Below are 13098 nucleotides of genomic sequence, written 5' to 3' on the forward strand. Positions count from 1 at the left end.
GTGCTAAATCCATTTAGCAAAAGCAAACGGAATGCTGAACGCATCACTGGAGGAGGAATGAACATGAAGCTTAGACATCTGAACGCCGCTGGCCTCGCGGTGCTGACCGCTGCCGCGCTCACCGGAACGGCTATGGCCGCTCCCACCTGCGGCGCCGATCCGGTGGTGATGAACGCCTATTTCGAGACCGGCTTCCCGCTGCCCAGCAAGCTGGCTGAGGAGTTCACCAGGCAGTTCCCGAACGTGACCTTCGACATCAAGGAAGATCAGTTCGCCAACATGATGGAGAACTCGCCGCGCATCCTCTCCGAGGACAATGCGCCCGACCTGATCCGCCTGCCGTCGATGAGCGACCTGGTCGCCAACGAGTTGCTTGCCAATCTCGACGGCTACTTCACCGATTTCGGCTGGGACAAGTTCCCGCCGAGCCAGCTGATCCAGTTGCGCGTCGAAGAGGGCGGCCGCCCGCGCGGCGCCGGTTCGCTGTGGGCGATGGGTCTCAACTATTCGATGACCGGCGTCTTCTACAACAAGGAGCTGGCCGCCAAGATCGGCATGACCGAGGCGCCCAAGACGCTGGCCGAGCTCGACGCGCTGATGCAGAAGGCGAAGGACGCGGGTATCGTCCCGATCATGCAGTTCAACAAGGGGACCGGCGGCCTCGCCTTCCCGTTGCAGGACCTGATGGGCTCCTATGGCCCGCCCGAGCCCATCAATGACTGGATCTTCCAGAAGGACGGCGCAACCATCAACACCGAGGCCAACGTCAAGGCCGCCGAGCATCTCGAGAACTGGGTGAAGTCCGGCTACTTCGCCGCCGACACCAACGCCATCGAGTACTTCCAGATGATGAGCCGGTTCACGGGCGGCGAAGGGCTGTTCATGTTCAACGGCGACTGGGAGTCGGGCAATCTCGACAAGAACTTCGCAGGCAAGTTCGGCTTCTTCCTGATGCCGCCGGTCGAGGCCGGTGGCCGCCACGCCGCGATGTCGGCGCCGCTCACTTTCGGTATCGGCGCCAAGGCAGCGAACAAGGATTGTGCCGCGTTCTTCCTCGACTGGGTCGCCACCAACGAACAGGCCCGCAAGATCAACGTCGAAGTCGGCGGCTCCAACCCGGGCGGTCCGGCTGACCTGCCGATCCCTGCCGTCACACCGGGCTCGGTGACCGAGGCGACACTCGCCGCCGGCAACGTCGTTGCCACCGAAAACGGCGCGATGGACTTCATCGCCAACGCCACCGGTGCGATCTTTGCGGCAGGCTGGACGCCCGAGCTGCAGAAGCTGGTCGGCGGCGTGCAGACCGGCAAGGGTCTGATCGAGGCCGTGCAGGCCGAGTACGAAAAAGAGCTGTCGCGCTGACCTTGACCAACAGAGCCAACCAGATCGCCGGGGCAGCGCAGGCTGCCCCGGCCAAGTCGCGGCGGCGCGGCCGCGGCTTCGACCGGCAGGCGGCTATTGTCGCGCTGCTGTTCGCGGCGCCTGCCTTCATCATGTACGCGGCGTTCGTGCTAGTGCCGCTGGGCATGTCGGTGTTCTACTCGCTGCAGCGCTGGGACGGCATCGGCAAGATGCGGTTCGTCGGGCTCAACAACTACCTGATCGTCCTCACCGACTCCGATCTGCTGCAGGTGATCGGCAACGCCTTCCTGCTGGCGGCATGGTTCACCCTGATCCCCGTGGTGCTGGGGCTGGCGGTCGCGGCGGCGATCCGCGAGCATCTGGGCGGGCCGTTCGGCACCGTGACACGCACCATCCTGTTCCTGCCGCAGGTGATCCCGCTGGTCGCAGCCGGTATCGCCTGGAGCTGGATGTTCGCCAATTCCGGTGTGGTGAACCAGACTCTGCGCGGCATCGGGCTCGAGGCCCTGGCTCGCGGCTGGCTTGGCGATTTCACCTTCGCGCTGCCCGCGGTCGGCATTATCGGCGCCTGGGTGCTGCTCGGCCTCTGCACCATGCTGCTGGTCACAGGCATCACCAAGATCGATCCCAGCCTCTATGAGGCGGCGCGGCTCGACGGCGCCGGCGCGTGGGACGAGTTCCTCTACATCACTCTGCCGGGGCTGCGGCAGGAGCTCGGCGTCTGCGTCACCGTCACGGTGATCGCCGCGCTCGCCAGCTTCGATATCGTCTACATCGCCACCGGCGGCGGACCCGGCATCCAGACCACCGTGCCGGGGCTCGAGATCTACCGGCTCGCCTTCGCGCACCGGCAGGTTGGTCTTGCCTCGGCGCTGGCCATTTTCCTGATGGTGCTGGTGCTGGTCTGCGTGCTGCCGATCCAGTGGCTGACGAGGGTGCGTCGATGAAGGGCCTTACTCTCGACGCGGCGCTGGCACGTCTGCTCATCGTGGTGCTCATGGCGCTGACGTTGCTGCCGTTTCTCAGCATGTTCAGCGCGGCGCTGGCGCCCTCGGGCAGCTATCCGCCGGGGCTCGCCTGGCCGGCCGATCCGCAATGGGCAAACTTCGCCAAGGCGTTCGAAGTCGCCAAGATGGATGAGCTGCTGCTCTCCAGCCTGCTGATCGTTGTCGGCACCGTACCGCTCAGCGTGCTGTTCGCGACCATGGCGGGCTATGGCCTCGCCAAGTTCGACAAGGGCCGCGGGCGCTGGTTCTATCTGGTGTTCGTCCTGGGCCTGACCCTGCCATTCGAGGCGGTGATCACGCCGCTCTACTACGAGATCAAGGCGCTCGGCCTGCTCAACACCCGCTTCGCGATCATCCTGCCACTGATCGGCCTCTACATGCCGTTCGGCGTGTACTGGATGCGCACGCATTTCGTGAACACGCCCAAGGAGCTGTCCGAGGCAGCGCAGATCGACGGCGCCAGCGAGTGGAAGCAGTTCTGGCTTGTGCACGTGCCGCTGGCCCGGCCGGCGATCATGTCGCTCGCCATCCTGCAGTTCCTCTGGACCTGGAACCAGTTCCTGCTGCCCGTAGTGCTGGTGCAGGATCCGCTGCAACGTACGATGGCCGGTGCGCTCGGTGCTTTCCAGGGGCAATGGGGCACCGATATCCCGCTGCTCTGCGCCGGCGCACTGCTGATCCTTGCGCCGACGATCGCGATCTTCCTGATCTTCCAGCGGCAGTTCGTGGCGGCGCTGTTGCAGGGCGCAGTGAAGGGCTGAACGGCGCGCCGTTCAGCTCAAGACGGGAATGGCCGCTGGACGGGACCCGCCTGCTACAGCCGCAGTCCGCCGGCGTCGAATGCCAGCGCTGCGTTGGGCTCGATACCGACGCTGATCGATGCGCCGGCCGCGATCCGCGCGTGACCCTTCTGCTGGATGGTCACCTTGGTTTCGCCGTCCTTGCCGACTGCGTAGACGTAGGACACGCCGCCAAGCTGCTCCACCACCTGCGCGGTCGCTGCCAGCGCACCGCCGTCCGGCAGGGCCTCGGTGAAGTGCTCGGGGCGGATGCCCACGCTGACCTTCTGACCGACGCCTGCCCCCTTGCCGCGGCAGCGGATCTGCAGTTCCGGAGCGTCGAACGACGTCAGGGAAACCGTGACGCCGCGATCGTTGGTGCCGGTCACGATGCCATCGAGGAAATTCATCCGCGGTGAACCGATGAAGCCGGCGACGAACAGATTGTCCGGATCGTCGTAGAGCTCGATCGGTGTGCCCTGCTGCTCGATCCTGCCGGCGCGGAGCACCACGATGCGGTCGGCCAGCGTCATCGCCTCGACCTGGTCATGGGTCACGTAGACCATGGTGGCGCCGAGCTGCTGATGCAGTTTGGCGATCTCGATGCGCATCTGCACGCGCAGTTCGGCATCGAGGTTGGATAGCGGCTCATCGAAGAGGAAGGCCTTGGGCTGACGCACGATGGCGCGACCGATGGCGACGCGTTGGCGCTGCCCGCCCGACAGCTGGCGCGGCTTGCGGCCGAGGAGTTCGTCGAGCTCGAGAATACGAGCGGCGGCCGTCACGCGTTCGGCGACCTGGTCCTTGGCCATTCCGCCCATGCGCAAGCCGAAGCCGAGGTTCTGCTCCACGGTCATGTGCGGGTAGAGCGCATAGGACTGGAACACCATAGCCACGCCGCGCTCGGAGGGGTCAAAATCGGTGACGTCCTCGCCGCCGATCATCACCTTTCCCGACGAGGGATCCTCCAGCCCCGAAATGGTGCGCAACAGGGTCGACTTGCCGCAGCCCGAAGGGCCGACGAAAACGACGAACTCGCCGTCGCCGACATCGAGATCGACATCGTGGATGACCTGGACGGCACCGAAGTTCTTGTTGATTCCGCGCAGTTGCAGTTCGGCCATTTGATCCCCCTAACGTGCTGCCCAGAGCGCCCCGCGCTCGAACATGGTTGCCATCTGCGGCACCGCGAACTCGTCCGCCACATGGCCCAGCGATGAATAGAAGACGCGGCCCTTGCCGAAGCGGCGCTTCCAGGCAACCGGCATCACCACGCCATCGATCTCGTCGAACAGGTCGCCCTTGAACGTCGTGGTTGCCAGCACCTCGATGGAGGGGTCCACGTGCATGTAGTACTGCTCGGAGCGGTACGGGAAATCGGTGATCCCCTGCATGATCGGGTCGTCCGGCCGGGTCACCTGGATGGTGTAGTCGATGATGTTCCCCGGATGCGCCACCCACTGGCCGCCAGTCATGAACTGGTAGTCCGGCTCGTTGCGGAAGCTGTCGCACATGAGCCCGTGAAACCCGGCCACGCCAGTGCCGGCGCGCACGCTGGCGAGGAGGTTGGTCAGCTCTTCCTTCTCGATTCGCGACATGGTGATGGCGGGCACGATCAGGTCGTACTCGGCGAGGCGTTCGTCAGCGAATGCCTCGGTGGTGGAATCGACCGTCACTTCGAAGTCGTGCCGCCCCAAGAGGTCGGCAACGATGCCCGCGGATCGTTCCGGGGTGTGCCCGTCCCATCCGCCCCAAACGATCAAGGCCTTCTTGCCCATAGAACCCTCCCTTATGCGGCCGTCCAAGGCGCGCTGTAGATGTCGCGCAGCATGAGGGCGGCCGCGCCGCGGGCCCACATCTGGTCGTCGAGTGTGTGAAAGATCAGCTTGGTCGCCGCCCAGTGGGCGGGAAAGCTGTTAGCCATGAGGCTTTCGCGCAGTGCCGGCTCGAGCAGTTGCCCGTAGCGTGGCGTATCCACCGCGACGATGATCTTTTCGGGATTGATGAGGTTGACCACATGGCTCAGCCCCAGGCCGAGCTTCTCGGCGTGTACGGCAACGGTCCGCGCGGCTGCCCGATCGCCGGCGTCCGCCTTCTCTGCCAAGGCGGTCAGCATTGCGGCCGCGTTGCGTGCCGGTTCTCCACTTCCGGCGCCCGCCACAGCCGCTTCCAGCTCGGGGACGGTCAGGTAGGTGTTCAGGCAGTCCATCTGCCCGCAGATACAGGGGCGACCCTCGTTGCCAACCTTGGTATGGCCGAAGGCGGGGCCGAGCCCACTTGCCCCCCGATGGATCTCCTCCTCGATCCACAGACCCAGGCCCGCAGTGCGGTCGAGCGTCACGACGGCAAAGCTCCGGTCCTTCTGCGCGTAGCCGAACCAGCTCTCAGCCAGCGCGACCAGGTGCGCGGACTTATCGATCTTGACCGGCATCCCCATGCGGGCTTCGAGCATCTGGGCGAGCGGCACCTCGCGCTCGCCGAAAACCGGGCCGGCGTGACTACGGCCGGAACGTGGATCGACGATGCCGTGCACGCCGATGCCGACACCCTTGATCCGGCCGACATCGACGCCGCTCCTCGCGATACAGTCGCGCAGCGCATCCTCGATGAGGTCCACGATGACCTCCGCCGGCTGACGGGCAAGGCGGATCGGCAGTTGCAGCACGGCAACCGTTTCGCCCCGAAAGTCGGCGATGGTTGCAGTCATCTGCGTTTCGGAGATCTTGATGCCCGCGACATAGGCTGCATCGGCAACCAGGCCAAGCAGCACCCTGGGTCGGCCGCGCTGGCTATCATTGGTGGGGGCGGTGTGAATGGCCTCGATCAGGCCTTCCTCGATGAGCGCCGCGGTGATGGCCGATACCGTCGTGCCGCTCAGCAGCGTCTGTTCCGAGATTTCGACGCGTGAAATTCGCCCGTAGCAGCGGATGGTTTCAAGCACGTGGTACTTGTTGATCTCCCGCATAAGCAGCGGATCGGCGATTTTGACGGCCACGGTTTGTCTCCGGCGCGAGGCGTGAGACATTTGTGCGGCATCCGAAGAAATATCAAGCGTGAACATGTCGCCTAAGCCTGCTCCGGCGGCTGTTCCTGGCGCAGTGCACTGAACATGCTGCAATTTTCCCCGGATGACATGACGGCTTGGCTTCCCGCAGCATCAATGAGGTACGTGCCTCTTGTTTATTTAATACGGGATGCGTAAAAAGTAGCAAGTGGTGAGCAAAGGAATGCTTCCACTGCGGCAGGGGAGGGACCGACGCAACGGTTTCACGGCCGCACGCCAACAGGAGGAAACCATGAAGCACATTGCGCTCGCCGCAATGCTCGGCCTGGCCGCGGTGCTGCCGGTGCAGGCCCAGACCGTCGTGAAACACTTGCACATCACGAGCATCCCGGCCGAGGTGGAACTGATGAACCAGATTGCTGCCGACTTCATGGCGGCAAACCCGGACATCAAGGTCGAGCTGCCGTTCCTCGAGAACGAGGCTTTCAAGGCCAAGCTGACCACACTGCTGCAGTCTGCCGATGCGCCCGACGTGTTCCATTCCTGGGGCGGCGGCGTGTTCTACGAGCAGGCCAAGGCCGGGTTCCTGCGTCCCGTCGAGGATGTGCTGTCGCAGGAAGCCAAGGACAACCAGGGCCAGGCGGGCGTGTCTGCGTTCACGGCGCCCGACGGCCATATCTATGGCGTCGCGCGCGACGTGAGCGAAGTGGTGCTGTGGTACAACAAGGCTCTGTTCGAGCAGGCCGGTGTCGATCCCGCCACCCTTGCGACCTGGGATGGGTTCCTCGCGGCCGTCCAGAAGTTCAAGGATGCCGGCATCACCCCGCTCGCACTGGGCGGCAAGGACAAGTGGCCGGCGCACTTCTGGTGGTCCAAGCTCGTTGTCCGGCTGGCCGGCCAGGACGGCTTCAACGCGGCTGCTCGCGGTGAAGGCGACGGCTTCGCCGGCGAGGACTTCGTCAAGGCCGGCGACTACTTCCTGCAGCTCGCACAGCTCGAGCCCTGGCAGGAAGGGTTCCTCGCCGCCGGCTACGGCGATGCGTCGGGCTATTTCGGTGATGGCAAGGCCGCCATGCACCTGATGGGCGATTGGGACTACGGCGCCATGAAGGACAATTCGGCCAACAAGCAGGGCATCCCGGATGACCAGCTCGGCATCCTGCCGTTCCCGACCATCGAGGGCGGCAAGGGCGATCCGACCGACACGCTGGGCGGCCTCGGGGGTATCCTGTTCTCCAAGAACGCTTCGGATGCCGCGGTGAAGTGGGTCGAGTTCTTCAACTCCGCCGCACAGCAGAAGAAGTACGCCGACGGCGCCTACTACATTCCGATCGCCAAGGGCGCCGCCGACGGGATGACCAATCCGTTCAAGGTGCAGATCGCCCGCAACATCGGTGGCGCGCACTGGCACGCCCTGTTCTTCGATCAGGCGCTGGGGCCGAACGTAGGCGGCGTCGTCAATGACGTCTCCGCCGAGCTGGCCGCCAACTCGATTGCCGCCGACGAAGCGGCCGAGCTGATCAAGGAAGCGGTCGACGAGTCCCTCTGACAGCACGCGACGGGCGGAACGTATTCCGCCCGTCGCCCTCTGCAAGTGCTTCCGACCAAGAGAGCCAAGAATGACGAGCATCGCAGCCCCGGGCAGTGGAGAAGCGACCGTTGCCGCACGACGGCGCCGCTACATGGAGCGCAAGAGCCTCGTGCCGCTGCTGTTGTTCCTGGTCCCGTCCCTGGTTCTGTTCAGCATCTTTGTCGTCCTGCCGATGGTCGACGCCGCCATATTCTCGTTCTTCAGCTGGAACGGTTATGGCCCGATCACGGATTTCGTCGGCCTCGACAACTATGCCGATGTGCTGAAGCACCGCAATTTCGGCACTGCCGTGCGCAACAGCCTGATCGTGGTGGCCGTATCGCTGCTGATCCAGCTGCCGCTCGCCATGTGGTGCGCCATCGCGCTCGCCGAGCGCTCCATACCCATCAACCTGCTGCGCACCCTGTTCTTCCTGCCCTTCATGCTGGCCGAGGTGGCGGCCGGGCTGATCTGGAAGTTCGTCTATGACGGCAATTACGGCTTGCTGCCGGTGATCGGCGACAGCCTCGGCGTGCAGATGCCCTTCGTCCTCGGCGACAAGTTCTGGGTGATTCCGGCCATCATGCTGGTGATCACTTGGAAATATTTCGGCTTCCACATGATGATCTTTATCGCGGGCCTGCAGGCCATCCCCAGCGAGGTGATCGAAGCGGCCCGGCTCGACGGCGTCAAGCGCTGGCAGATCGTGCGCCACATCAAGATCCCGATGATCCGCTCGGCCATCGTCATCTCGGTCTTCTTCGCCATTACCGGGGCGTTGCAGCTGTTCGACCTGATCATTCCGCTGTCGAATGGCGGCCCCTCGCACTCCAGCCACACCATCGTGACCTTCCTCTACCAGTTCGGCATCCTGCGCATGAAGCTGGGGTTCGGCGGAGCGGTCAGCGTGCTGCTGTTCATCGCCTGCGTGATCGTGGCGCTGGCCTATCGCCGCATCCTGTTCAAGGTGGAGCAGAACTGATGACCACCACGTCGAAGAAGCGCCGCCCGGTGATTTCTGCCTTGCAGTGGCTGACGCTGCTCGTCGTCGCGGCCTTCGTCATCGTACCGTTCTACACCACGGCGCTTGGCGGCTTCAAAGAGATCGGCGAGCTGCGGGTCAATCCATTCGGCCTGCCGGCCAGCTGGGATCCCGTGCGCTTCGTCGAGATCCTGGGCGGACCGCGCTACTTTTCCTCGCTGTGGAACTCGCTGCTGATCGCGGTCGGCACGGTGGTGCTGTCGACCCTGGTTGCCTCGATGACCGCCTTCGCGCTGGTGCACATCAAGTTCTTCGGCCGGCGCTTCGTCATGGGCTACCTGATGCTGGGCCTGCTGTTCCCGGCTGCCACCGGCATCCTGCCGCTGTTCATCAAGATGCGCGACCTCGGCATGCTCGACAGCCATTGGGGCATCATCATCGTGCAGGTGGCGTTCAGCATCTCCTTCGCCGTGCTGCTGTTCCACAACTTCTTCAAGGAGCTGCCCAAGGAGCTGATCGACGCGGCGCGCATGGACAATTGCGGCTATGTCCGCATCTACTGGTACATCACCCTGCCGCTCTGCCTGCCCATCATCGCCACGGTTGGGGTGTTCAACTTCGTGGGCAGCTGGAACAGCTTCCTGTTACCGCTGATCGTTCTGAACTCGGAGGCCAAGTACACTTGGCCATTGGGGATCATGCAGTTCCAGGGCCAGTACGGTTCCGACTGGCCACGCATCCTGGCGTTCCTGACCCTGTCCATCCTGCCCGCCATGGCGTTCTTTCTCCTCGCCCAGCGCTACGTGATCTCGGGGTTAACGGGTGGCGCGGTCAAGGGGTGAGGGCGAGCCGAGTCGTCCCCTGGGTGACAGCACTGGCAGTGAAGCGCCGATCGCGCAGCGTGAGGAGCGTCGTCGGTGGTCGGTCGTACGGAGGGCCACCTGGCCGACGCCAAGTGCCTGTGGAGGGCGGCAATGAAGGAGTCGGTGCTCGGATCAGTAGTGCGCCGTAACTCTATTTGACGCAAACCGGACCAGACGGAGCAGGCTGGGGAGGCCTAACTCGCGTGAGCCCCCTACGGTCGCCCCAAAACCGCCGCGGCTCTCGTCGGCTTCCTGCTCAGGTGAAACGACGTTCGCTGCCAAGAGAACGGCTGAGCCAAGAACCAACTCAAATTAGTCTATCAATCTAGTGCATTAAGTTGCCGCTGAGGTCTGAGGCTCGTATCGTTTCCAGTATGACCAACAAGTCTCCACTTTTCGAACCATTCCGGCTGGGCGACCTGAGCCTGCCGCATCGCATCGTGATGGCACCGATGACGCGCCGGCGCGCCATGAACGGCAAGATCCCGAGCCCGCTGGCGGCGGCCTACTATGCGCAACGGGCTGGTGCGGCGCTGATCATTTCGGAATCGACCGAGGTCGATCCATTGAGTGTGGGCGAGACGCCGACGCGGCCGGGGATATTCACCGACTCGCAGGGCGAGGGCTGGCAGCGGGTGACCAAGGCCGTGCACAAGGCAGGCGGGCGGATCTTCCTGCAGCTGTCCCATATGGGGCGCGCGGCGATGCCCGAGCACCTAAAGGGCGGTGGCGCGCCAAAGGGGCCATCGGCGATCCGGCCGGAGGGCGTGCACTACACGGCCACCGGTCCGGTGCCGTTTGCAGAGCCTGTGGAGATGACGACGCAGGAGGTGCGCGACACGATCCGGCACTATGCCGAGGGGGCGGCGCGGGCCAAGGCGGCGGGTTTCGACGGGGTGGAGGTGCATGGCGCGAACGGCTACCTGATCGACCAGTTCCTGCGCGACGGGACGAACCAGCGGACCGACAGCTATGGCGGTTCGGTGGACAACCGGTTCGGGTTCCTGGCGGAGATTCTTGAACAGACGCTGGAGCACTGGCCGGCGCATCGGGTGGGGGTGCGGCTATCGCCGACCAACCCGTTCCAGGGCATGTCGGACTCCGATCCGGTCCGGCACTTCAGCCGGTTCGTGGAGCGATTGAACGACTATCGGCTGGCTTACCTGCACGTGGTCGAGTTCCCACAGCAGAAGCCGGATCGGCCGGAAGTGGCGCGGCATCTGCGCGAGATCTTCGAGGGGGCGTTCATCGCCGCCGAAGGGTTTTCGCGCGAGGCCGGCGAGAAATGGCTGCGCGAGGGGAAGGCGGACCTGATCGCCTATGGCAAGGATTTCCTCGCCAACCCGGACCTGGTCGAGCGCTGGTGGCAGGGCGCGCCGCTGAACGTTGCCGACAAGGCGACGTTCTACACCGCGGGGTCGAAGGGCTACACGGATTATCCCAAGCTAGTGCAAGCGCCGTTCGAGGACTCGGTCGGCGTTGCGGAATAGGCGGGTTGCGAGCTCGGCGCACTGGACGCGGATGTCGGGGATGGCCTCGATTTCGAAGAAGGTGCCGCGGGTGAGCGGCCCGATGGCGAAGAGGCGTTCGGCAGGGCTGCCGGTGACGGCGATGACCTCGCAGGCTTCGGTGACGTCGAGCCCGATATGCAGGCGATCGGCGCGGGCGGTGCCGTCGGCAACGAGCTGACCGATGACCGGATTGGTGGACTGCTCGACATCGACGCTGACGCCGCCGCAATCGTAGACGCGGGCGACGCGGAACTCCTCGGTATTGGCGACGCCCTTGCGGCGGACGGTGGCAACGACTTCGCTGCCATCGCGGCGGACATCGAGGAACTTGCCGGCGATGAGTTGCACTTGGCCGGTCGATACGGCGTCGGCGAGGCGCTGGTGCAGGTCGGGCGGAAGGCGGTGGCGGTGGATGTTCCAGATGGGGCGGATATGCTCAAGGAAGCTGACGCGCGCATCGTGTGACCAGGCTTGCCAGATGCGCTGGTTGAACGGGCGCAGGGCATCAACGACGCCGCGCCAGTCGCTGCCGCGGCCGGCGGACTCGGCGACGATGTCGCGGAACCAGTCGACGAAGTAGCGCAGGCCGGTGCCGAAGGGGACATCGGCGGCCTCGAGTTCGACCTTTTCGACCTGGCGATGGCTGTGCGGCAGGAGGCCGTGGCGCGAGACGACCGTGACGGGGCCGCGGTGCTCGGCCTGCGAAAGAGTGAGCCAGGCATCGACCATCGACAGGCCGGAGCCGAGGATCATCACCGGGGCATCGCGATCGATGGGCGTGTCGGCGCTGGAGCCGACGCGAACGGCGATGCCCTTGCTTCGCGCGGGTTGTTCTTCGTGGCCGACGGCGAGCACGGCGACGTGGCCGAGGATGCTGGTGCCGCTATCGAGGACGACCTCGACGCCGTTGGTGCCTGGGGCGACGCGCCTGACCGTGGCGTGAACGACCTGCAAGCGGCCATCGTCCGCCAGGCCTTTCAGGACATCGCCGAGATAGGTGCCGTAGTGGCGGCGGGAGACGAAGACGAAGCGATCCTCGCCGACGAGGCCACGCTCGTGCAGCCAGCGCCAGAAGTGATCGGGATCGCCGGCGTAAGCGCTCATGTTGGGCGCTGCGACGTTGAGGACGTGGTCCTGCTGGCGGGCCGAATAGGCGACGCCGGGGCCGATCTCGCTGCGCTTCTCGATAAGGGTGACGCGCAGATCCATGGCCGAATCGCGCAGAAGGTGGGCGGCGAGGAGCACGCCGCTGGCGCCGCCTCCCACGATGATGATGGACAGGCGCTGCGTCATCGGCACTTCCTCCGCGGCAGGGGGGCCGTGGAGGCGACCGCTAGGCGGTGCGAAGCTCCAGCGGCAGGACGTCGCCATCCATGTCGCGCATCTGCGCGAGGGTGGTCTTGTCGAGCACTTCGGCAATGGCATTGCGGACGTCGAGCATCATGTGGCGAACCTGGCAGGTCTCCACGTCGCAATCGTCGCAAGCTTCGTAGCGGGTGTGGCTGGCGCAGGGGATGGGGGCCAGCGGGCCATCCAGCACGCGGACGATGGCGCCGACCTTCACTTCCTCGGCCGGGCGCGCGAGGCGATAGCCGCCGCCCTTGCCCTTGCGGCTCTGCACGATGCCGGCATTGCGCAGTTCGCCGAGGATCGCATCGAGGAACTTCTTGGGAATGTTGTTGGCCGCGGCCATCTCGGTGGCGAGCGCAAGTTGCCCCGGCTGCATCTGGGACATGTGCACGAGGGCCTTGAGCCCGTACTTGCCTTTGGCGGTGAGCATCGAAACGATTTTCCAACTTCGGCGACTACCCCGCTTATATGTTCTAGCAAGTTACTCGACAAGCGAGAGACCGCGCTCCATGGGCCGGCGCCGCTGACTTCGAGGCGGTTGCGGTGCGCCATTGCGCCCGGCGAAGCCGTGTTTCGCAAAGCGCCTCCGGAGGAAATCCGTTCCGCTATGGCCCGGTGCTTCGCAAGCGCAAATCTCGACTGATTTTATAGACCATATAGCATTTGTTCC

The 13098-nt window shown here is 64.7% G+C and carries 12 protein-coding genes; 7 read left to right on the top strand and 5 right to left on the bottom strand.

What is annotated here, in order from left to right; genetic code table 11:
• Positions 1 to 63: 63 nt before the first annotated feature.
• The 3 genes from PRN20_RS21030 to PRN20_RS21040 are packed head-to-tail and all read left to right on the top strand — an operon-like array spanning position 64 to position 3130.
• The gene (locus PRN20_RS21030) at positions 64 to 1362 is read left to right on the top strand and encodes an ABC transporter substrate-binding protein (protein WP_273959596.1); all 1299 of its coding nucleotides are present in this window, start codon (positions 64 to 66) and stop codon (positions 1360 to 1362) included.
• 2 nt (positions 1363 to 1364) lie between these two features.
• Positions 1365 to 2309 (top strand): carbohydrate ABC transporter permease, encoded by a 945-nt coding sequence (locus tag PRN20_RS21035; protein ID WP_273959597.1) that lies wholly within the window; start codon positions 1365 to 1367, stop codon positions 2307 to 2309.
• On the top strand, positions 2306 to 3130 hold the full coding sequence (locus tag PRN20_RS21040) for a carbohydrate ABC transporter permease (protein WP_273959598.1): 825 nt from the start codon (positions 2306 to 2308) through the stop codon (positions 3128 to 3130). Before PRN20_RS21035 ends, PRN20_RS21040 begins: the two co-directional genes overlap by 4 nt.
• A 53-nt stretch (positions 3131 to 3183) precedes the next feature.
• Here PRN20_RS21040 and PRN20_RS21045 read toward each other — a convergent pair whose 3' ends face one another.
• Genes PRN20_RS21045 through PRN20_RS21055 form a run of 3 tightly spaced genes read right to left on the bottom strand, consistent with a single transcriptional unit; the run spans position 3184 to position 6143 of the window.
• Positions 3184 to 4272, bottom strand: coding sequence for an ABC transporter ATP-binding protein (locus tag PRN20_RS21045; protein WP_273959599.1), 1089 nt, complete (start codon positions 4270 to 4272; stop codon positions 3184 to 3186).
• A 9-nt stretch (positions 4273 to 4281) separates the two neighbouring features.
• Positions 4282 to 4926 (bottom strand): ThuA domain-containing protein, encoded by a 645-nt coding sequence (locus PRN20_RS21050; protein WP_273959600.1) that lies wholly within the window; start codon positions 4924 to 4926, stop codon positions 4282 to 4284.
• 11 nt (positions 4927 to 4937) lie between these two features.
• Positions 4938 to 6143, bottom strand: coding sequence for an ROK family transcriptional regulator (locus PRN20_RS21055; protein WP_273959601.1), 1206 nt, complete (start codon positions 6141 to 6143; stop codon positions 4938 to 4940).
• Between the two features lie 301 nt (positions 6144 to 6444).
• Here PRN20_RS21055 and PRN20_RS21060 point away from each other — a divergent pair, with 301 nt between their 5' ends.
• The 4 genes from PRN20_RS21060 (at position 6445) to PRN20_RS21075 (ending at position 11057) form a co-directional block, all read left to right on the top strand.
• Positions 6445 to 7701, top strand: a complete 1257-nt coding sequence (locus PRN20_RS21060) for an extracellular solute-binding protein (RefSeq protein WP_273959602.1) — start codon at positions 6445 to 6447, stop codon at positions 7699 to 7701.
• A 70-nt stretch (positions 7702 to 7771) separates the two neighbouring features.
• Positions 7772 to 8704, top strand: coding sequence for a carbohydrate ABC transporter permease (locus PRN20_RS21065; RefSeq protein ID WP_273959603.1), 933 nt, complete (start codon positions 7772 to 7774; stop codon positions 8702 to 8704).
• Positions 8704 to 9546 (top strand): carbohydrate ABC transporter permease, encoded by an 843-nt coding sequence (locus PRN20_RS21070; RefSeq protein ID WP_273959604.1) that lies wholly within the window; start codon positions 8704 to 8706, stop codon positions 9544 to 9546. Before PRN20_RS21065 ends, PRN20_RS21070 begins: the two co-directional genes overlap by 1 nt.
• A 395-nt stretch (positions 9547 to 9941) precedes the next feature.
• Positions 9942 to 11057 carry an alkene reductase gene (locus PRN20_RS21075; protein WP_273959605.1) on the top strand — a complete coding sequence of 372 codons (1116 nt, stop codon included), beginning with the start codon at positions 9942 to 9944 and terminating at the stop codon, positions 11055 to 11057.
• On the opposite strand, the gene PRN20_RS21080 is transcribed toward PRN20_RS21075, so the two are convergent.
• Both PRN20_RS21080 and PRN20_RS21085 read right to left on the bottom strand, forming a co-directional pair.
• A complete protein-coding gene (locus PRN20_RS21080; protein ID WP_273959606.1) occupies positions 11013 to 12371 on the bottom strand; it encodes an FAD/NAD(P)-binding protein in 1359 nt (452 codons plus the stop codon). The genes PRN20_RS21075 and PRN20_RS21080 overlap by 45 nt on opposite strands.
• Before the next feature lie 40 nt (positions 12372 to 12411).
• Positions 12412 to 12858, bottom strand: a complete 447-nt coding sequence (locus tag PRN20_RS21085; RefSeq protein ID WP_273959607.1) for an RrF2 family transcriptional regulator — start codon at positions 12856 to 12858, stop codon at positions 12412 to 12414.
• Between the last annotated feature and the right edge of the window lie 240 nt (positions 12859 to 13098).

Origin of the sequence: Devosia sp. ZB163 (assembly GCF_028613635.1) — a bacterium.
Lineage (GTDB): Bacteria > Pseudomonadota > Alphaproteobacteria > Rhizobiales > Devosiaceae > Devosia_A.

Bases quoted from the DNA above. Each gene is read 5' to 3' on its own strand.
- PRN20_RS21070 (WP_273959604.1), top strand. From the start codon at position 8,704: ATGACCACCACGTCGAAGAAGCGCCGCCCGGTGATTTCTGCCTTGCAG.
- PRN20_RS21075 (WP_273959605.1), top strand. From the start codon at position 9,942: ATGACCAACAAGTCTCCACTTTTCGAACCATTCCGGCTGGGCGACCTG.
- PRN20_RS21030 (WP_273959596.1), top strand. From the start codon at position 64: ATGAAGCTTAGACATCTGAACGCCGCTGGCCTCGCGGTGCTGACCGCT.
- PRN20_RS21045 (WP_273959599.1), bottom strand. From the start codon at position 4,272: ATGGCCGAACTGCAACTGCGCGGAATCAACAAGAACTTCGGTGCCGTC.
- PRN20_RS21060 (WP_273959602.1), top strand. From the start codon at position 6,445: ATGAAGCACATTGCGCTCGCCGCAATGCTCGGCCTGGCCGCGGTGCTG.
- PRN20_RS21085 (WP_273959607.1), bottom strand. From the start codon at position 12,858: ATGCTCACCGCCAAAGGCAAGTACGGGCTCAAGGCCCTCGTGCACATG.
- PRN20_RS21050 (WP_273959600.1), bottom strand. From the start codon at position 4,926: ATGGGCAAGAAGGCCTTGATCGTTTGGGGCGGATGGGACGGGCACACC.
- PRN20_RS21040 (WP_273959598.1), top strand. From the start codon at position 2,306: ATGAAGGGCCTTACTCTCGACGCGGCGCTGGCACGTCTGCTCATCGTG.
- PRN20_RS21080 (WP_273959606.1), bottom strand. From the start codon at position 12,371: ATGACGCAGCGCCTGTCCATCATCATCGTGGGAGGCGGCGCCAGCGGC.
- PRN20_RS21065 (WP_273959603.1), top strand. From the start codon at position 7,772: ATGACGAGCATCGCAGCCCCGGGCAGTGGAGAAGCGACCGTTGCCGCA.